The sequence below is a fragment of the Streptomyces sp. TP-A0874 genome, from assembly GCF_001748085.1.
Taxonomy (GTDB): Bacteria; Actinomycetota; Actinomycetes; order Streptomycetales; family Streptomycetaceae; genus Streptomyces.
Window position 1 is genome coordinate 206,439 of the sequence record NZ_BBZK01000006.1, and the last position, 19,547, is coordinate 225,985.

Genomic DNA, 19,547 nt, shown 5'->3' on the forward strand with positions numbered 1-19,547 from the left:
TGACCGCACGGGGATCCGGCGACCGGGGTCCGCGGCTGGGGCTGGAGGTCGGCCTCAGACCGCCTGCCCGTCTCCGGGGCCCCGACCGCTACCGGTCAACGGTTTTATTCCGTCGACGATCCGGGTCATGTCGGCGACCGTCGGTGCCGTCCCACCTCTGTCGAAGCCGAACCGGAGGAGCACCATCGATTCGTGGTCCCGGGGTGAGGGGAAGGCCACCGACTGCACGTAGGCGCTGGTTCCGTCTCCGGTCTCCACCCTCCACCGGACCAGGTATCCCCTTTCGCCGGCGACCGTGACGGCCCTGGACCTGACCTCCTTGTGCGAGGCGACCCCGCCGTACGGCTGCTCGCTGCCGCCGGGCACCGTGCCGTAGGACAGCTCCGCGTTGACGGCTATGTCCTCCTTGGCCACCTCCTCGGCGGTCGCGCCCTCGAAGCCCTGCGCCGGCTGGGCGGAGACCCCGCCGCGCAGGCAGGTCAACTCGGGAGTGGCGGGGCACGGATACTCACCGGTGCCCAGTGAGGTGACGCCCCCTCCGCTGCTCGCCTCCCATCCCTCGAGGAGCGGCAGGCTGATGCCGTTGAGCTCGTCCTCGGCGACCGCCGCGTCCTCCGGTCCGTCCGAGCCCTCGTCGCCGGGCTGGGTCGGGGTGGCGCTGCTCACCGGCTGCCGTCCCTGCTCCTCCCTGTCGGAGCCGAGCCGGTCCATCACCACCAGTCCGCCGGCGACCAGCGCGGCGACGACGACGGCCGCCGCCCCCGCGGTGGCGGCGAGTCTGACCCCCCGGGCGCGGGGGGCGGCCGGCGGCGCTCCGGGCGGGGGCGGCGGCCCGAACGCCGGGGGCACCGGCGGACCAGGGGCCGGAGCCGGAAAGGGCTGACGGCCCCGGGTCTGTTCGGTCCAGGCGGTTCCGTTCCACCAGCGCTCGAGCGGCGGCTGGTTCGCTGGAGTATCCGGATCTGGATGCCATCCCGGCGGAGTGCTCATGCTCACCCGGTCAGCCTAAGGGCTGTCCCCGCGATCCCCCGCGGGCCTACGACGACGGCCGGACGGCGTTCCGCCGCACCGTACGGCGCTCGTCGGAATCCGCCGGTCCCGCGCGGACCGTCATACCACGCCATAACATGCCATTTCTCCCGGGTCTCTTGAGGTTTTACCCGTAGGCGGTCTTCCTATCCGAGTAGATCTGACTACCGTAGGGGTAGATATACAGAGAGTCCGAGCGAGTCTCAATCCTCTACCGACAGATAGAACCGCACACGTAGGGGCGCTGACGTCGCATCACTGGAGGTTTCGTCATTTCTGTTCGGCCGGTTCAGGGATTCGGAGACAATCCAGTCGAGGTACGGGAGACCGGACACTACACCGAGGAGTACATTCCAAGCTTCGTGGAGAAGTGGGATTCCCTCATCGACTGGGAGAGGCGAAGGGAGAGCGAGGGGACGTTCTTCGTCGACCTGCTCAGGAAACGCGGCGTCAAGAAGGTCCTGGACGTGGCCACGGGTACCGGATTCCACTCGGTACGCCTCCTGGAGGCCGGCTTCGAAACCGTCAGCGCGGACGGCAGCGCCGAGATGCTCGCCCAGGCGTTCGACAACGGGCTGAAGCGCGGCGACCACATCCTCCGGGTGGTGCAGGCCGACTGGCGGTGGCTGAACCGGGACGTGCACGGCGAATACGACGCGATCGTCTGCCTCGGCAACTCCTTCACCCACCTGTTCTCCGAGCGGGACCGCCGCAAGGCGCTGGCCGAGTTCTACGCGATGCTCAAACACGACGGCATCCTCGTGCTCGATCAGCGCAACTACGACGCCATCCTCGACCGCGGCTACTCGACCGACCAGAAGCACATCTACTACTACTGCGGCGAGGACGTCTCCGCCGAACCCGAATACGTCGACGAGGGTCTGGTGCGCTTCCGGTACACCTTCCCCGACGATTCGGTCTACCACCTCAACATGTTCCCGCTGCGAAAGAACTACACCCGGCGCCTGATGCAGGAAGTCGGATTCCAACGCATCGAGACCTACGGTGATTTCCAGCATACCTACCGCGACGATCAGCCGGATTTCTTCATCCACGTCGCGGAGAAGGAATACGTGATGGATCAGGACGCCGACGGCGAATACCCGGACGCCACCGACACCGCTCGCAGCTATTACAACTCCGCGGACGCAGACGAGTTCTACTGGTCGGTCTGGGGCGGCGAGGACATCCACATCGGGCTCTACGAAGACCCCGGGGAGCGGATCGACCGGGCCAGTCGCCGCACGGTGGAGCGGATGGCCGACCGGCTCGCGCTGACCTCCGACTCGACCGTCCTGGACCTCGGTTCCGGCTACGGCGGGTCGGCGCGGCACCTGGCCGGGACCTACGGCTGCCGGGTCACCGCGCTCAACCTCAGCGAGGTGGAGAACGCACGGCACCGCGCCATCAACGAGGAGCGGGGGCTCGCGCACCGGATCGACGTGGTGGACGGCTCCTACGAGAACCTGCCCTATCCCGATGACAGCTTCGACGTCGTCTGGTCGCAGGACGCCTTCCTGCACAGCGGGGATCGGGCCGCGGTGCTCCGCGAGGCGAGTCGGGTGCTGCGCCCCGGCGGCCACCTCATCTTCACCGACCCGATGGCCGCGGACGACACCCCCGTCGAAGCGCTCCGGCCGATCCTGGACCGGATCCACCTCGACGCGATGGGTTCTCCCGACTTCTACCGGCGGGAGTTGGCCCGGCTGGGGCTCACCGAGGTCGGCAGCGGATTCGAGGAGCACCGCGACCAACTCGTCAACCACTACGCCAGGGTCCTCGAAGAGACCGAGCGGCAGCAGGAGGCGGGGCTGCTCGAGGGGAAGGTGAGTCAGGAGTACCTGGAGAAGATGAAGACGGGGCTCCGGCACTGGGTCGACGGCGGCCGGGACGGACGCCTGACGTGGGGCATCTTCCACTTCACCCGGTACAGCACCCCCGAGTGACCACCAGGTGGCGTGCACGGCTTCTGCGGCGCCGGCCGCCATCCTTCCCCCTCGGAGCGGCCGGCGGAGAGCCCCGGTGCGCCGCGGCGCACCGGGGCTCTCCGCCGGCCGCCCGCGGTGGCGGGCGGCCGCGCTGTACGCGCGGCCGGTTCAGCCGCGCGCTGCTCGCAGCGCCTCACCGAGCACCGCGGGAGCCGCGCGGAGCGACGGCCCGTACCACGTCAGGCAGCGGCCGTCGACGAGCGCGGCCGGAAGGACGGGGAAGGCTTCGGGGCCGTCGTCGCCGGTGAACCTGTAGGGCTCGTCGGGCAGCACCACGAGGTCGGCTCCGGCGGAGTTCAACTCCTCGACGGGGACCCGGGGGTAGCGCTCGGGGTGATCGGCGTAGACGTTGTCCACCCCGAGCCGGGCCAGCAGGTCGCCCGCGAAGGTGTCACGGCCGAGGACCATCCAGGGCCGGCGCCACACCGGCACCACGGCTCTTTGCCGCCGCGCCGGCGCGGGGAGTTCCCGCCAGACCGCCTCCGCCTCGGCGAGCCACCGGGGCGGGTCCAGTCGGCAGCCGTCCACCAGGACCCGGCGCAGCTCCCGGAAGGCCTGCGGGAGCGTGCGGATCTCCGTCCGGAGCACCTGGAGTCCGGCGGCTCGGAGCGCCGCCAGGTCGGGCTCCCGGTTCTCCTCCTCGTTGGCGATCACCAGGTCCGGGGCGAGGTCGATCACCGCCGGCAGGTCCGGGTTCTTGGTTCCGCCGATCCGGACGACATCCAGCTCGGCGGGGTGGCTGCACCAGTCGGTGGCACCGACCAGCAGTCCGGGGGCGGTGTCGGCCACCGCCTCGGTGAGCGAGGGCACGAGGGAGACGACGCGCACAGGGGCTCCTTCCAACGCTGCGATGACCCGCCCTCCGGCCACGGCCCGGTCCCGGCTCGCAGGGCTGGAGGCATCCTGCCACCAACAAGGAGCCCCACCACCGGACAACCGGTGGTGGGGCTCTCAGAGGACGGTCCGGTCAGGAAGTGGCCGGTGTCAGCCTCTTGACGACGTCCGGGTGGGCGTCCATCCAGCGGCGGACGGACTCCTTCTCCTTGCCCTGGCCGCCGCTCTGGATCTCGACTTCAAGGGAGGCCAGCTCCTTCTCGGAGAGCTTGAAGTTCTTGAACCACTTGGCGAGCTCCGGGTTGTCGTCGCTGAAGCCCTTCCTGGTGACGGTGTGGAGCTTCTCGCCCTCGCCCCAGGCGCCCTTCGGGTCCTCGAGCTTCTTCAGGTCGTACTTGCCGTAGGCCCAGTGCGGCGACCACAGGGTGACCACCACCGGCTCCTTCTTGTCAATGGAGCGCTTGAGCTGCGACAGCATGGAGGACGTACTGGAGGAGACCACCTCGTACTCACCCTCCAGGCCGTACTCCTTGAGCACCTTCTTGTTCAGCGTGCCCATCATCCCGGCACTCGACTCGATCCCGATGATCTTGCCGTTGAACTTCTTCCCCTGACCCTTGAGGTCCTCCAGGGAATCGATGCCCTTCACATACGACGGCACCGTCAGCTCCAGCGAGGTCGGCCCGTACCAGGAACCGAGGTCCTCCATCTGGTCCCCGTACTTCTTCCAGTACGGATCGTGGGTGGTCGGCAGCCAGGCGTCGAACTGGGCGTCCATCTGCCCCTGGGCGAGCGCCGCGTAGAGCGGCCCCGGGTCGAGCTGCTTCACATCCGGCTTGTAGCCGTTGTCCTCGAGGATGTTCTCCCACAGGTGCGTGGTGGCGATGGCCTCGTCCCACGGGAAGTAGCCGAGCTTGACCGTCTTCCCCTTGCCCTGGTTCTTGCCGGCGTCGGGCAGCGGCGCCCACTTGTCGACGGCGCCCGGGTTCTTCCCCAGCCAGGCCCGGACGGCCTCCTGCTCCCTGCCCTGCCCGGCGTCCTGGATCTCGTTCTCCAGGGCGGCGAGCTGCTTCTCCGACATCTTGAAGTCCTTGAGCCACTGCGTGACCGTCGGCTCGTTCTTCGGGAAGCTCTTGCTGGAGACGATGTGCACGTTCTCGCCCTCGCCCCAGGCGCCCTTCGGGTCCTCGAGCTTCTTCAGGTCGTACTTGCCGTAGGCCCAGTGCGGCGACCACAGGGTGACCACCACCGGCTCCTTCTTCTCGATGGAGCGGTTGAGCTGCGACAGCATGGAGGACGTACTGGAGGAGACCACCTCGTACTCACCCTCCAGGCCGTACTCCTTGAGCACCTTCTTGTTCAGCGTGCCCATCATCCCGGCACTCGACTCGATCCCGATGATCTTGCCGTTGAACTTCTTCCCCTGACCCTTGAGGTCCTCCAGGGAATCGATGCCCTTCACATACGACGGCACCGTCAGCTCCAGCGAGGTCGGCCCGTACCAGGAACCGAGGTCCTCCATCTGGTCCCCGTACTTCTCCCAGTACGTGCCGTGGGTGGTCGGCAGCCAGGCGTCCATCTGGAAGTCGACCTGGTCCTTGGCGAGCGCCGCGTAGAGCGGCCCCGGGTCGAGCTGCTTCACGTTGGGCTCGAAGCCGCGCTGCTCCAGGATCTCCTTCCAGAGGAAGCTGGAGGCGATGGCCTCGTCCCACGGGAAGTAGCCGATGTCGACCTTCCGGCCCTGCCCGACGTTGGTCGAGGCGGTCGTCTCGGCGTCGTCCTTGGAGGCGATGTTCATACCGCCCGCCACGAGCGACAGGACCACCACTCCGACGACCGCGACGGCGGTTCCGGGGCGGTAGTGCAGGACCTTCATCCCGCTCACCGCGGCGCTCGCCTTGGCCAGCGCGCGACGGCCGAGCGGAGAGACCCGCTGGTTCAGCGCTCCGGTCATGCGGTCGAGGTACATGGCGAGGATGACGACGGCCAGACCGCTCTCGAAGCCGAGGCCGATGTTGACCCGGGTGACGGCGTCGTAGACCGACTGCCCCAGGCCCCCCGCGCCGGCCATACCGGCGATGACGACCATGGACAGGCCGAGCATGATGACCTGGTTGACACCGGCCATGACGGTCGGCAGAGCCAGCGGCATCTGGACCCGGAAGAGCGTGTCCCGCGGGGTGGTGCCGAAGGCCTGGGCGGCCTCGACGAGTTCGCCGTCGACCTGCCGGATGCCGTGCTCGGTCATCCGGACACCGGGCGGCATCGAGAAGATGATCGTGGCGACCAGCCCCGGCGTGATGCCGATGCTGAAGAACACCACGCCCGGGATCAGGTAGACGAAGGCGGGCATCGTCTGCATGAAGTCGAGGATCGGCCGCAGCGCGGTGCTGACCGCGCGGTTACGCGCCGCCCACACACCGAGCGGAATGGCGATCACCAGGGTGATCACGCTGGCCACCAGCACCAGCGACAACGTGGCCATGGCGTCCTGCCAGAGGCCGACGGAATCGATCACCAGGAAGCCGACGAAGGCCAGCACCGCGGGGAGCAGACCACGCAGCCAGAAGGCGATCACCGTGAAGATACCGGCCATCAGCAGCGGCTCGGGGGCGCCGAGCACGTTGTTGAGGCCGTCGTACATCCCCGTGAGGACGCTGTTGATCAGTTCGAAGAGCCAGCTCAGATTGGACTGCAGCCAATCGACGGCGCTCTCGATCTTGTCTCCGAGCTCGAGCTTAGGCACGTGCGACCACCTTGCCCTCGTCGCCGCTGTCCCGCTTCGGGCCGTCCCCGTTAGCGGTCTGCGGCTGCTCGGCGAGTGCGGCGAGCAGCGATTCGCGGGCCACGAGACCGATCAGGTCCCCGTCCGCGTCGGTCACCGCCACCGCCGCGCCGCTTCCGGCGCAGGGGGTGAAGAGCTCCGCGATCGGAGTGTCGGCGCTGACCGTCGCGGGCGCGGCGTCCAGCAGCTCCTGGTCCGTGCGGGGCTCGTCGCCCGACTCGGCGGCCGGGGCGCTGCCGGGCTCCTCCATGATCGAGCCCGCGGTGAGCACCCGCGAGCGGTCCACGTCCTGGATGAAGGAGGCCACGTAGTCGTTGGCCGGGGTCACGAGGATGTCCTCGGCGGTCCCGATCTGAACGATCTGTCCGTCCCGCATGACCGCGATCCGGTCACCGAGGCGCATGGCCTCGTTCAGGTCGTGGGTGATGAAGACGATGGTCTTCTTCAAGCGCTTCTGCAGTTCGATCAACTGGTCCTGCATGTCGCGGCGGATCAGTGGGTCGAGCGCGCTGAAGGACTCGTCCATCAGCAGCAGGTCGGCGTCGGTGGCCAGAGCGCGGGCCAGCCCCACGCGCTGCTGCATACCGCCGGAGAGCTCGTCCGGCCAGGAACTCTCCCAGCCCTTGAGACCGGCCAGCTCCAGCGCCTGCTGGGCACGTTCCCTGCGCTCCTCGGCCGGGACGCCCTGTACTTCGAGACCGTAGGCGGCGTTCTCCAGGACGCTGCGGTGCGGGAAGAGGGCGAAGTGCTGGAAGACCATGCTGATCTTCTTCGAGCGGACCGAGCGGAGCTCACGCGGACTGAGGGCGGTCAGGTCCTCACCGTCCACCAGCACCCGACCCGAGGTCGGCTCGAGCAACCCGTTCAGCATGCGCAGCAGGGTCGACTTTCCGGAACCGGACAGACCCATGACTACGAATATCTGCCCCTCCTCCACTTCGAAGGAGGCGTCGATCACGGCCGCGGTCGTCCCGTCGGCACGCAACTCGTCACGGCCGGCCCCCCCTTCTAGTTTCCGCACCGCCTCATTGGGTCGTCTGCCGAAGACTTTGTACAAGTGCTCGGCTTGCAGCCTGGCCACATACACCTCTCGGGTCCGAACTGAAACGACCCGCCTCCCCCGTGGGCGGGTCGTGGTCGTGAAGCAGCGACGCTTGTGCGCGTAGACCCGTAACGCATCGTTCACAACACGACCGGGTTTGCTCCAGGTGGGCGGCTGCCCAGACCCGATCAGCCCAAACTAAAATGTGACCCATACCACAATCAGCTTTTCCGTTTCGCTGGTGGAAGTATCCGCGGACCCCCTCCGACCAGGGAAGGAGCAGAACGGGGTCGGCGAGCGCCACCGGTCAGGAGTCGCCGATCCCCTCCTCCCCCGCGCCGCGGCCCGAGGAGCCGGGCCTCTGGCGAGGAGCCCGGGCTCCTCGCCAGGGGGTACCGAGCCAGGGGGTACCGAGCCAGGGGGTACCGAGCCAGGGGGCCCACCGAAGCGGGCGGAGTTCGGCGTCGGTGAGCGGCCGAGACCCGAGCGGGCACCGCGGCCGACGGTCCCGTACGGCATCATCGAGGCCGTGACCCGACACCTGATGCTCCTGGACACCGCCTCCCTCTACTTCCGTGCCTACTTCGGCGTGCCGGAGTCGGTCAGGGCCCCCGACGGCACCCCCGTCAACGCGGTCCGCGGGCTGCTGGACTTCATCGCCCGGCTCGTCCGCGACCATCGCCCCGACACCCTGGTCGCCTGCATGGACGCCGACTGGCGACCACAGTGGCGGGTGGACCTGATCCCCACCTACAAGACGCACCGGGTCGCCGAGGAGAGCACCGGCAGCGAGCAGGTCCCCGACACCCTCAACCCGCAGGTCCCCGTGATCGAGGCGGCACTGGACGCGATCGGCATCGCGCAGGTGGGTGTGGCCGGATACGAGGCCGACGACGTCATCGGTACGCTCACCGCCCGGGCGAGCGGCCCGGTCGACATCGTCACCGGTGACCGCGACCTCTACCAGCTGGTCAGCGATGTCCGGGGGGTGCGGGTGCTGTACCCGGTCAAGGGCGTCGGCAGCCTGCGGATCGTCGACGAGGCCGTGCTCCGCGAACAGTACGGCGTGGACGGCCCGGGCTACGCGGACCTCGCACTGCTCCGTGGCGACCCAAGCGACGGCCTGCCGGGGGTCCCCGGCATCGGGGAGAAGACGGCGGCCAAGCTGCTGGCGGCCCACGGAGATCTGAGCGGGATCATGACCGCGGTGGACGACCCTTCGGCCAAGCTCTCCCCCACCCAGCGCAGGCGGCTGGCAGAAGCCCGGGAGTACGTCTCGGCCGCTTCGAAGGTGGTCCGGGTGGCCGAGGACGTGCCGCTGCCACCGCTCGACGCCACGCTGCCCGAGTCACCCCGCCATCCGGCCGCGCTCCAGGACCTCGACACACGGTGGAACCTCGGCGGCCCCCTGCAACGGCTGCTGGCCGCACTCCGGGGCTGAGCCCGCGACGACAGCACCGCGCCGGGGGCCAACCAGCCCCCGGAACACGCCTGGCCGGAGGGCGCGCCACTGCCGCAAAAGACGAAAGCTGTTAGGTTAGGTAAACCTAACTTCAGCCGCCGCAGGGAGGCACCCGTGGTAGAGCGCCCGGCCCGCCAGAAGCGCCAGACCCATCACGCCCGTGTGGTGCGTCGGCAGCAACTGACACCGCAGATGGTCCGGCTGGTACTCGGTGGCGACGGCCTGACCGCCTTCACCCCGGCCGAGTACACCGACCACTACATCAAGCTGCTGTTCCCGGTCGAGGGGGTGGACTACCCGGAGCCGTTCGACATCGCCCAGATCCGCGCCGACCTGCCGCGTGACCAGTGGCCCCGGATGCGCACCTACACCGTGCGGAACTGGGACCCGGAGGCCCTGGAACTCTCGGTGGACTTCGTGATCCACGGCGCGGACGGGCTGGCGGGCCCCTGGGCGGCCGGCGCCCAGCCGGGTGACGAGATCCGCTTCCTCGGCCCCGGCGGGGGCTACGCACCCGACTCGGCGGCCGACTGGCACCTACTGGCAGGTGACGAGAGCGCGCTGCCGGCCATCGCCGTCGCCCTGGAGCGGCTGCACGGCGGGAGCACCGCACGCCCGGCCGACGCGGCCCAGGTCCGGGTCCTGCTGGAGGTCACCGGCGCCGAGGAGGAGCAGCCGCTGACCGTTCCCGACGGCGTAGTCGTCCAGTGGCTCCACCGGGGTGACGCACCGGCGGGCTCGAAGCTGGTCCCGGCGGTCCGCGCACTGGAGTTCCCGGCCGGCCAGCCCCACGCCTTCGTCCACGGCGAGGCCGGCTTCGTCAAGGAACTCCGTCGCTACCTGCGGGTGGAGCGGGAGATCCCGCGAGAGCGGCTGTCGATCTCCGGCTACTGGCGCGACGGCCATGACGAGGACGGCTGGCAGGCGTCGAAGTCCGCCTGGAACCAGCAGGTGGAGGCCGAGCAGGAGAAGGCGCTCGTCAGCTCCGGCTGACACCCCCGCTCCCTCCGGCGCGACCTCGCGTCCCGCACCGGAGGGAGCGGGTCCCGGGCGTCCCGGCCCGAGCCGCCGTCCGCTCCGCTCGACGGCTCAGCCGACCGAGGAGTACGCCACCACCCCGCGCAGCATGGCGTCGACGGCCTTCCTGGCGTTCCGCCCCACCGTGCCGCCGTCCGGTCCGGCCGCGCTGATCTGCCCCAACACGTCGATGACCTGCTTGCACCAGCGGACGAAGTCACCGGCCGGCATCTCCGCCTCTCGCAGCACCTCGTCGAGCCCGTGGCCGGAAGCCCAGCGGTAGGCGGCCCAGGCGAAGCCGAGGTCCGGCTCCCGCTGGCCGACGCCCTCGGTCTGGCTGATGCGGTGCTCCTCCTCCAGGGCATCCAGCCTGCCCCAGATGCGCACCATCTCGCCCAGCGCCCGTTGGGCGTCGCCGGTCGGGAGCCTGGGCGGCAGCGCGTCCTCGGCCGCCCGCGACTCGTAGACCAGGGCCGAAGTGCAGGCGGCCAACTCGGCCGGCCTCAACCCTTCCCAGACGCCCTCCCGGAGGCACTCCGAGGCCAGCAGGTCGAGCTCACCGTAGAGCCGGGCCAGCCGCTGCCCGTCCTGGGTGATCTGGTCTCCGTCCAGGTATCCGAGGCCGGAGAGCAGGGCGTAGACCCGGTCGAAGGTGCGGGCGATGGTGTTGGTGCGCCCCTCGATACGGCGCTCGAGTTGCTGGGTGTCACGGCGCAGCCGATGGTACCGCTCGGCCCACCGGGCATGGTCCTCGCGGTCGGCGCAGCCGTGGCACGGATGGGCCCGGAGCGCGGCTCGCAGCCGAGCGATCTCGGCATCGTCAGCCGCCTCCGACCGCTTCCTGCCCCGCTGCCGGGTCGGCTCCAGACTCCCCGCCTTGGTGCGGAGTTTCGAGGCGAGGTCGCGGCGGGACTGCGGGCTACGCGGATTGAAGGACTTGGGCACCCGCATCCGCTCCACCGCCTCCACCGGTACCGGGAAGTCGATCGGAGCCAACCGCTTGACCTGGCGCTCGGCGGTGAGCACCAGGGGACGCGGTCCGTCGTGGTGCTCGAAGCCTCGGTGGCCGTTGGCCCGGCCGGCGGGCAGGCCCGGATCCAGGACGAGCGCGAGGCCCGCGTACTTGCCGGTCGGCACATGGATGACATCACCGGGCCGGAGCTTCTCCAACGCGGCGGCGGCGGTGGCCCGCCGCTGTGCCACTCCCTGCTTGGCGAGCTCGGTCTCCCGGTCCTTCAGCTGGCGACGCAGTCGGGCGTACTCCTCGAAGTCGCCGAGATGGCAGGTCATGGAGGAGCGGTAACCCTCCAGGCCCTCCTCGTTGCGCTGCACCTGGCGGGAGATCCCCACCACCGACTTGTCGGCCTGGAACTGGGCGAACGATGTCTCCAGCAGTTCCCGGGAGCGGTGACGGCCGAACTGGGCGACGAGGTTGACCGCCATGTTGTAGGACGGCTTGAAGGAGGAGCGGAGCGGATAGGTGCGGGTACCGGCGAGCCCGGCGAGCGCCGCCGGGTCCATACCCCGTTGCCACAGCACCACGGCGTGGCCCTCGACATCGATGCCGCGTCGCCCCGCGCGGCCGGTGAGCTGCGTGTACTCACCGGGGGTGATGTCGACATGCTGCTGGCCGTTCCACTTGACCAGCTTCTCCAGCACCACCGACCGGGCGGGCATGTTGATGCCGAGCGCCAGGGTCTCGGTGGCGAAGACGGCCTTGACCAGTCCGCGTACGAAGAGTTCCTCGACGACCTCCTTGAAGGTCGGCAGCATGCCCGCGTGGTGCGCGGCGATCCCCCGCTCCAGGCCCTCCAGCCACTCGAAGTACCCCAGGACGTGCAGGTCCTGGTCCGGGATGGTGGCGGTGCGCTCCTCGACGATGGAGCGCACCCGCCGCCGGGCGTCCTCGTCGTTGAGCCGCAGCCCCGCGTAGAGGCACTGCTGGACGGCTGCCTCGCAGCCCGCCCGGCTGAAGATGAAGGTGATCGCCGGGAGCAGGTCGGCGGCGTCCAGGCGGTCGATGACCTCGACCCGGCTGGGCGTCCAGATCCGGCTCCGTCGGCGTCGCTCGCGCTCCCGGTCGGCCTCCCGCAGGTTCCTGCCGCGGCGGCGGTCCCGCTGGTCCGAGGGGCGGCTGTTCTCCATCCGGGCCAGCCGTACGAGGTCGGGGTTGACCTCCCGACGGCCGCCCCCGCGGCCGTCGCCGCGCTCCTCGAAGAGGTCGTACATCCGGCGTCCGGCGAGCACGTGCTGCCACAGCGGAACGGGGCGCTCCTCAGAGACGATCACCTGGGTGTCGCCGCGCACGGTGTCCAGCCAGTCGCCGAACTCCTCGGCGTTGGAGACCGTTGCGGAGAGTGACACAAGCGTCACGGACTCCGGGAGGTGGATGATGACCTCCTCCCACACCGCGCCCCGGAACCGGTCCGAGAGGTAGTGGACCTCGTCCATGACCACGTAGCCCAGGCCGAGCAGCGCACTGGAGCGCGCATAGAGCATGTTCCGCAGCACCTCGGTGGTCATGACGACCACCGGGGCATCGCTGTTCACGCTGTTGTCGCCGGTCAGCAGGCCGACCTTGGACGCGCCGTAGCGCTTGACGAGGTCGGAGTACTTCTGGTTGGAGAGCGCCTTGATAGGGGTCGTGTAGAAGCACTTGCGCCCCTGGGTGAGCGCCAGATGGACGGCGAACTCGCCCACGATCGTCTTGCCGGAGCCGGTGGGCGCGGCGACCAGCACACCGCTGCCGGCCTCCAGGGCCCGGCATGCCTCGACCTGGAACGGGTCCAGCTCGAAGTCGTACATCTCTCGGAACGGGGCGAGCGCGGTGTTGCGCTCCGCGGCTCGCGTACGGGCGGCGGCGTAACGTTCGGCGGGGGACATCTCCTGGGTCATCGTATTTACGAGCCTACCGGCCGGATCCGACAGAGCACGATCTTTATCCGGCCGGCGCACTCCACACCCGGTCCCGCCGGGACCGCCGGGACCGGGTCAGACGGCCAGCAGGCGTACGGCTCCGGGGACCGTCTCGGCGGTCAGCGGCAGCGGGCCGAGGGGCTCTCCGTCGGCGTAGCCGGTGACCTCCGGCGCGCTGAGCGTCACCTTGGCTGCCCGGTGGACGGCGACCACCGGGTGCGACAGGTGGCGGCCCCCGTAGACCCGGGGGAAGACCCTCAGCAGGGTGGCACGGCTGCACTTGCCCACCACGGTGATGTCGAAGAGGCCGTCGTCGAAGCGCGCCTCCGCGCACATCCGCATGCCACCGCCGTAGGACGGCCCGTTGCCCACCGCGACCAGCGTCGCCTCCAGTTCCTCCTCCGGTCCGTCGTCGAGGCGGATGCGGTACGGGATCGGACGCAGCGTGGCCAGTTCCGCGAGCATCGCGCAGTCATAGCGGAACCGGCCGACCGGTAGGCGTATCCGGTTGCCTCGGTCGTTGACCCTGGAGTCGAAGCCCGAGGCGAGCACGGTGGCGAAGTACCTCTCACCGACCCGGCCGAGGTCGACGAGCCGGGACTCCCCTCGCAGCAGGGCCGAGGCGATGAGCCGGCCGGCGGCCGCCGGCGCCCGCACCGGCAGGCCCTGGGCGCGGGCGAAGTCGTTACCGGTGCCGACGGCCACCACCCCGAGCGGGGTGTCGGTGCCGGCGACGGCCTGAAGCGCCAGCGAGACCATGCCGTCTCCACCGACGGCGATCAGGGCCTCGGTGCCCTCGGCGACCACCGCACGGGCCCGGACGAGCGCGTCCGGGGCGTCGACGCCCAGCACGGTCCGCACCGAGAACCCGGCGGCGCGGAGCGCGTCGGCCGCCGGGGCCGCGGCCCGGGAGCCCCGGCCGCGGCCGGCTGTCGGGTTGACGAAGAGGGTGATCTGACGGGTCACTGGCTCCCCCGGAAGGAGTTCGAGGGAGGACTGTACAAGATCAGGTCGCGTCGTCGTAACCGTTGAGCCGTCGGTTGTCCTTGTTCGCCTGTTCCGGAAGGCCGCGCGGTGGTTCCTCCACCGGTTCCACCTCGCCGATCTCCTCAGGGGTCAGGTCGAGGTCGGAGGCCTCGTCGTCCGCCGGTCCCGCGGCTGCCCGGAGGGCCTTCCGCCGGTCGTTCAGCAGGGCCACTCCGACCGCCCCGAAGTAGAGCAGGGTCACCGGGGCCGCCAGCGCGAACATGCCCAGCGGGTCGGTGCTCGGGGTGGCGACCGCGCCGAAGACCGTGATGCTCATGATCATCACGCGCCACCAGCCGAGCATCCGACGGCCGGTGACCACACCGCCGAAGTTGAGCAGCACCAGCACCAGCGGCAGTTCGAAGGCGAGGCCGAACACCACCACCATGCGGGTGAGGAGGTCGAGGAAGTCGTCCAGAGGCAGGAGGTTGTCCGCACCGACGGGAGTGAAGTCCAACAGCACGGAGGCCGTCTTCGGCAGGATCATGTAGGCGAAGAAGGCACCGGCGACGAAGAGCGGCACACCGGCGCCGACGAAGCCGAGCGTGTACTTCTTCTCGTTCTCGTGCAGACCGGGGGCGAGGAACCCCCAGAGCTGGTAGAGCCAGACGGGGGTGGCGCAGACGAGGCCGGTCATGAAGGACACCTTCAGCATGATGGTGAAGGGCGACAGCAGACCGTTCACCACCATGTGGGCGCACTTCTCGCCGGACTCCGACTCGGCGAGTGCGGACACCGACTGTCCTCCGCAACCGACGGAGTCCAGCACCGGTCGCATCAGGAAGTCGACGATGCCCTGGTAGAAGAAGAGCGCGACGATCGAGATCAGACAGATCGCCGCGACCGATTTCAGCAGCCGATTACGCAGCTCACGCAGATGCTCCGTGAGCGGCATCCGCCCCTCGGGGTCTCTCTGCTGTTTGCGGCGGACGGACTTGAGCAACCCACGTCCTCGTCTCGTGTGTCAGCTTCTCAACGACTCCGCGCTACCGGATGTCAGCGCTGGGTCGTACGGTCACTCGGCTCCGAGACGGGCCGCGAGCTGCTCACATCGCCGGGGGCGGCCTGGATCGTGCGGGGCGCCTCCTGGCCGCTGTGGTCGTTCGGCGGGTCCGAGGGGGCCGCGTCCGTCTTGTTGGCCTCGGCCTTCATCTGCTTGGCCTCGCTCTTGAGGATGCGGGCCGACTTCCCCAGGGAACGCGCCATGTCCGGAAGCTTCTTCGCGCCGAACAGCAAGAAGAGGACGACGAGGATGAGGATGATCTCGGGTGCTCCGAGCCTTCCGAACATAAGTGTTTACCTTCTCACCGAGGCGGCAGGGTGCATCTGGCGCGCTGTCGGAACGTACGTCCGACCGCCGTACTGTCGCGATCGTAACGTGAAGGGGTGAATGGCGGACAACCCCTCGGGTACTCCTTGCCGCGACCCACGCCTCGTTTCCGGGCCGCCGATACAGCGTACTCCGCTTGCCGGCGCGGTAGGAGGGCCCGCGGGGTGGGGCTTCAGTCACCCGGCGCGGTCCGGACATCGGCCGCGAGCGGCGCCACCGACCGCTCGAACTCCTCGGCCGCCCGCTCCACCAGCACCGATGCCTCAGCCAGCCGCCCGGCCAGTCTTCTGACCTCCAGGGCGACGCGAACCGCGAGAACGCCGAGGACGGCGGTTCCGGTGAAGGCGAGGGCGAGGGCGATCATGGGCCAGAACATGCCGTGAGCCTAGTGGAGCGTCCGGTCGGAAGAAGCCGGGACGCCCGTCGCGGAGGTGCGGTTCGGCCGCCGGACCGGGACCCGCAGGGGACGGCGTGGAGCCGCTCACCCTTCCTCGTAGGCCGCCAGCGCCTCGGCGGCAGCGGTCCGGGCGCTCTCCGCGAGTTCCCGCGGGGCCACGATGCGGCCGTCCCGGCCGAGGCGCAGCGCGAGACGGCGCAGCGAGGCGGGGTCGGGGGTGCGCAGGGTGATCCGCAGCCCTCCGTCCGCCCGCTCCTCGGCGCTGTCGTGCGGGTAGTACTCCGCGACCCAGCGGCCCGCCGGCCCGACCTCGATGACGACCTTCGGATCCTCGGCCGCGGGCTGGATCAGCTCCTGGGAGAGGTCGCGCAGTTCCAGCGGCGGCGGTTCGGCGGGCTCGTCCAGCACCCTGATCTCGGCAACGCGGTCCAGCCGGAAGGTGCGCCTGGCCTCCGAGAGCCGGCACCAGGCCTCCACGTAGGTGTGGCCGACCGCGAAGAGCCGGATCGGATCGATCTCCCGCTCGGTGAGCTCGTCCCGGGCCGGCGAGTAGTACCGCAGCCAGAGCCTGCGCCGGCGGGCGATGGCCCGGTCGACGTCGGCGAAGACCTCGCCCTCCGATTCGAAGGTGACGCTGAGCCGGGCGCTGGCACCCGCGGTCTCCCCGGCGGCCGCCTCGAGCTTGGCGGTCGCCCGGAGCAGCGCCTGCCGGTCGCTTTCGCGCAGGCCCGGCAGGGTGGCGACGGCACGGGCGGCGACCAGGAGCGCGGTGGCCTCGTCGGCGGCGAGCCGCAGCGGGGCGGCGACGTCGTCGGGGTTGTGCCACCAGATGCGGTCGCCGTCGGTGTCGATGTCGAGCAGGTCACCGCCCCGGAAGCTGGTGCCGCACATCGGGAGCACGTCGAGGTCGGCGATGAGCTGCTCCTCGGTGATGCCGAAGGCTCGGGCCACGTCGCTGACGCGGGCGCCGGGGCGCTCCCGCAGGTAGGTCACCAGGGAGAGCATCCGGCGGGTCTGGTCGATCGCGTTGGTCGCCATGGGCGGTCTGTCGTGTCCTTCTCTTCGTCTCAGTCAGCCCTTGGCGACGGCCCGGAGCCGGTCCACCACGTCGGCCCGGAGCTCGGCGGGCTCCAGCACCACCACGTCGGCGCCGAACTCCACGAGCCAGGCGTCCAGGCCGTGGCCGTAGGGGATCTCCAGCTCCTGCCAGCCGTCACCGGTGTCCCGGACGGCGAGCGCGCGGGCGCGGAGCGGGTAACCCGCGCCGTCGCGCAGCCTGATCCGGGCCTTGCTGGTGGCCACTTCCCCGGCCCAGCGCTCCACGGTCTCCCGGACGGTCACATGGTCGGGGACGGGAGCGGTGAAGGCTCCGGCCCGGGAACGGACCCGGCCGGTGATCCGGGAGAGACGGAAGACCCGTTCGTCCCCGCGGTCGCGGTCCCATCCGGCCAGATACCAGTGGCCCCGCCAGCACTCCAGCGTCCAGGGCTCGACCTGACGGGTCTCCGGATGGGCCGCGGTGGCCTTGCGGTAGTCGAAAGTGACCGGTCGGCGGTCGCGGCAGGCGAGCATCAGCGGTTCGAAGGCCGACTCCCGGGCCGGAATCCTCGGCTCCAGGGCGCTGTGCTCCTGGTGCGGGTCCTCGGCGAGCGGCATACCGGCGGCGCGCAGCTTCTGGAGCGCCCCGCTGGCGGCGCCGGCGAGCCGGGCGTGCTGCCACACCTTTGCCGCCAGGCCGAGGGCGGCGGCCTCCTCGACCTCCAGGGCCACCGGTGGCAGACGGTTGCTGTCGCGGCGAGCGAGGTAGCCGATCTCACCGTCGGCGCCCTCGACGGTCTCGATGACCAGTCCGAGTTCGCGCAGGTCGTCCTTGTCCCGCTCGAACATCCGGTTGAAGGCGTCCTCGTTGCCTTCCTCGACCTGGAGGTAGGCCTCGATGGAGCCACGCAGTTCGCGCTTGCTGAGCGGGCGGCGGGTCCCGAGCAGGCACAGCGCGAGGTTCATCAGCCGCTCGGCCTTGGCAATCGCCATCAACGCCCTCTCTCGTCGCGCTCCCCCAGTCGCTGACCGTACCGCTACGGGCCCTTCCCGGCCAAAGCCGAGGGCCCCTGGAGAAGCGCTCCAGGGGCCCTCGGCCCGGTCTGCCCGCGACCGGCCGTCTGCCGGCCGACGCCCACGGGAGGCGTCGATCAGACGGAGACCAGATCGCAGACGAAGATCAGCGTCTCTCCCGGCTTGATTCGGCCGCCCCCGGCTCCCCGGTCCCCGTAGGCGAGGTGGGCGGGGATGGTCAGCTCGCGCCGGCCACCGACCTTCATACCCTGGACGCCCTGGTCCCAGCCGGTGATGACCTGGCCGACGCCCAGCTGGAAGCGGAGCGGTGTACCACGGTTCCAGCTCGCGTCGAACTCCTCGCCGGTGCTGAACGCCACGCCGACATAGTGCACGGAGACCGTGTCACCAGCCTTGGCGACCGGGCCGTTCCCCTCCCAGACGTCCCTGATCTGCAGCTCCGTGGGGGGTTCTCCACCTGGGAAGTCGACCTCGGGCTTGTCGATGCTCACTACTGCTCCTACGAACGATCTTGTCGGCAACCGTGCCATTCTGGCAGAGGTCGATCACACCTTGCCGACGATGTCGACGCTGAACACCAACGTGTTCTTGTCGAGGCCGCTCTGCGGGTTGTTGGCGTAGCCCATCTCCGGCGGGATGACGATCAGCACCCGGTCACCGACCCGCTTGCCGACCAGGGCCTTGTCCCAGCCCTCGACCACCGCGCCGGTGCCGATCTGGAAGCTGGTGGCTCCGCCGTGGTCCCAGGAGGAGTCGAACTTCTCCCCGTCCTCCCACTTCACACCGGTGTACTGGGCGATCAGCCCGTCACCGGCCTCGACCTTCGGGCCGTCCCCCTTGCTCAGTACCTGCTGCTTCAGCTCCTTGGGAGCCTTCACGCCCTTGGGAATGGTGATCTTCGCGGCCTTCTTCGACGCGATCTCGACCTTGGGCATGCCCTCTCCCGGCTTGGCCGGCTCACCCTTGGCCTCGGCCTCCTTCTCGACCTTGCTGGCGCCGACCACGTCCAGCACCCACACCAGTCCGTCCGTCGGCTTGATGGCCGCGTCGGGGCCGAGGTTGCCGACGAGCGCCTCAGCGGTTCCCTCGACCGAGACCCGGCTGCCGACCTTCTTCCCGACCACCGCGTCAGCCACCGCGGACGGCAGCACGCCGGGCTGGCCCATCTGCTGGATGATCTGCTGCCGCGGGGCCTTCTTGTCGGTGGACGTCGCCCAGCTGTCGCCGAGGTTCTTGCCGTCCTTCATGCTCTCCAGGGCGGAGTCCATGCGCACGAAGTCGCCCTTGACGACCTTGGCGCCGTCGCCCTCGGTGATGGTGCTCACCACCGCCTTGCTGGCCGGTTCGGCGTCCTTGGGCACCGAGATCTTCGGCTTCTTGCCGAACTCTCCGGAGACCTTCGCGACCGCGGCGTCCTTGTCGTCGTCGTCGGACCCGCAGGCGGCGGCCGTGAACAGCAGCACCGGCACGGTGAGAGCCGCGACCAGGCGGCGGGCGTACTTCGCGTGGGAGCGGGGGCGTGGGGGGCGTCCCCCGGGTGTCTTCAACATCAATCCAACTTGGGGCTAGTGGAGGTTAAGCGCTGTCCCGTAATCCCTGGCGGGCGCACGACGACCGCCAGGACGCCTCGCCGCGCTGTCGGAACCTC

Annotated in this window: 16 protein-coding genes; 3 read left to right on the forward strand and 13 right to left on the reverse strand. The window is 69.8% G+C overall.

Translation table 11 applies throughout. The features are described 5' to 3' along the window. Positions 1–54: 54 nt before the first annotated feature. Positions 55–990 (reverse strand): DUF2510 domain-containing protein, encoded by a 936-nt coding sequence (locus BGP73_RS22620; RefSeq protein ID WP_069814179.1) that lies wholly within the window; start codon positions 988–990, stop codon positions 55–57. 311 nt (positions 991–1,301) lie between these two features. Here BGP73_RS22620 and BGP73_RS11410 point away from each other — a divergent pair, with 311 nt between their 5' ends. Continuing rightward, complete coding sequence (locus tag BGP73_RS11410) at positions 1,302–2,975, forward strand: glycine/sarcosine N-methyltransferase (RefSeq protein ID WP_441350752.1); 1,674 nt, start codon at positions 1,302–1,304, stop codon at positions 2,973–2,975. A gap of 150 nt (positions 2,976–3,125) precedes the next feature. Here the strand turns inward: BGP73_RS11410 and BGP73_RS11415 are convergent, their stop codons facing one another. From BGP73_RS11415 to BGP73_RS11425, 3 genes are all read right to left on the reverse strand, one after another. Next, the gene (locus tag BGP73_RS11415; RefSeq protein WP_069814181.1) at positions 3,126–3,845 is read right to left on the reverse strand and encodes a helical backbone metal receptor; all 720 of its coding nucleotides are present in this window, start codon (positions 3,843–3,845) and stop codon (positions 3,126–3,128) included. Positions 3,846–3,984: 139 nt separating this feature from the next. Continuing rightward, positions 3,985–6,597 (reverse strand): ABC transporter permease/substrate binding protein, encoded by a 2,613-nt coding sequence (locus BGP73_RS11420; protein WP_069814182.1) that lies wholly within the window; start codon positions 6,595–6,597, stop codon positions 3,985–3,987. Next, complete coding sequence (locus tag BGP73_RS11425; protein WP_079127438.1) at positions 6,590–7,717, reverse strand: quaternary amine ABC transporter ATP-binding protein; 1,128 nt, start codon at positions 7,715–7,717, stop codon at positions 6,590–6,592. The genes BGP73_RS11420 and BGP73_RS11425 overlap by 8 nt, the downstream gene beginning before the upstream one ends. Positions 7,718–8,222: 505 nt before the next feature. On the opposite strand from BGP73_RS11425, the gene BGP73_RS11430 reads away from it, so the two are divergent. Both BGP73_RS11430 and BGP73_RS11435 read left to right on the forward strand, forming a co-directional pair. Next, positions 8,223–9,119 (forward strand): 5'-3' exonuclease, encoded by an 897-nt coding sequence (locus BGP73_RS11430; protein WP_170837822.1) that lies wholly within the window; start codon positions 8,223–8,225, stop codon positions 9,117–9,119. 135 nt (positions 9,120–9,254) lie between these two features. After that, on the forward strand, positions 9,255–10,133 hold the full coding sequence (locus tag BGP73_RS11435) for a siderophore-interacting protein (protein WP_069814185.1): 879 nt from the start codon (positions 9,255–9,257) through the stop codon (positions 10,131–10,133). A 96-nt stretch (positions 10,134–10,229) separates the two neighbouring features. On the opposite strand, the gene BGP73_RS11440 is transcribed toward BGP73_RS11435, so the two are convergent. The 9 genes from BGP73_RS11440 to BGP73_RS11480 all read right to left on the reverse strand — a co-directional run bounded on the left by BGP73_RS11440 (position 10,230) and on the right by BGP73_RS11480 (position 19,449). Then, complete coding sequence (locus BGP73_RS11440; protein ID WP_069814186.1) at positions 10,230–13,052, reverse strand: DEAD/DEAH box helicase; 2,823 nt, start codon at positions 13,050–13,052, stop codon at positions 10,230–10,232. Between the two features lie 96 nt (positions 13,053–13,148). Further along, positions 13,149–14,039, reverse strand: coding sequence for a diacylglycerol kinase (locus tag BGP73_RS11445; protein ID WP_069814187.1), 891 nt, complete (start codon positions 14,037–14,039; stop codon positions 13,149–13,151). Positions 14,040–14,079: 40 nt separating this feature from the next. Continuing rightward, positions 14,080–15,042: a twin-arginine translocase subunit TatC gene (gene tatC, locus BGP73_RS11450; RefSeq protein ID WP_107474023.1), complete on the reverse strand. Its 963-nt coding sequence runs from the start codon at positions 15,040–15,042 to the stop codon at positions 14,080–14,082. 53 nt (positions 15,043–15,095) lie between these two features. Beyond that, the gene (gene tatA / locus BGP73_RS11455) at positions 15,096–15,389 is read right to left on the reverse strand and encodes a Sec-independent protein translocase subunit TatA (protein WP_069814188.1); all 294 of its coding nucleotides are present in this window, start codon (positions 15,387–15,389) and stop codon (positions 15,096–15,098) included. Positions 15,390–15,601: 212 nt separating this feature from the next. Then, positions 15,602–15,805, reverse strand: a complete 204-nt coding sequence (locus BGP73_RS11460; RefSeq protein ID WP_069814189.1) for a hypothetical protein — start codon at positions 15,803–15,805, stop codon at positions 15,602–15,604. Positions 15,806–15,910: 105 nt separating this feature from the next. Further along, entirely contained in the window at positions 15,911–16,864 is a 954-nt protein-coding gene (locus BGP73_RS11465) for a helix-turn-helix transcriptional regulator (protein WP_069814190.1), read from the reverse strand. Positions 16,865–16,897: 33 nt separating this feature from the next. Beyond that, entirely contained in the window at positions 16,898–17,857 is a 960-nt protein-coding gene (locus BGP73_RS11470; RefSeq protein ID WP_069814191.1) for a helix-turn-helix transcriptional regulator, read from the reverse strand. A 158-nt stretch (positions 17,858–18,015) separates the two neighbouring features. Beyond that, positions 18,016–18,390 carry an FKBP-type peptidyl-prolyl cis-trans isomerase gene (locus BGP73_RS11475; protein WP_069814192.1) on the reverse strand — a complete coding sequence of 125 codons (375 nt, stop codon included), beginning with the start codon at positions 18,388–18,390 and terminating at the stop codon, positions 18,016–18,018. Positions 18,391–18,444: 54 nt separating this feature from the next. Further along, positions 18,445–19,449: an FKBP-type peptidyl-prolyl cis-trans isomerase gene (locus tag BGP73_RS11480; RefSeq protein ID WP_170837813.1), complete on the reverse strand. Its 1,005-nt coding sequence runs from the start codon at positions 19,447–19,449 to the stop codon at positions 18,445–18,447. Positions 19,450–19,547: the final 98 nt, after the last annotated feature.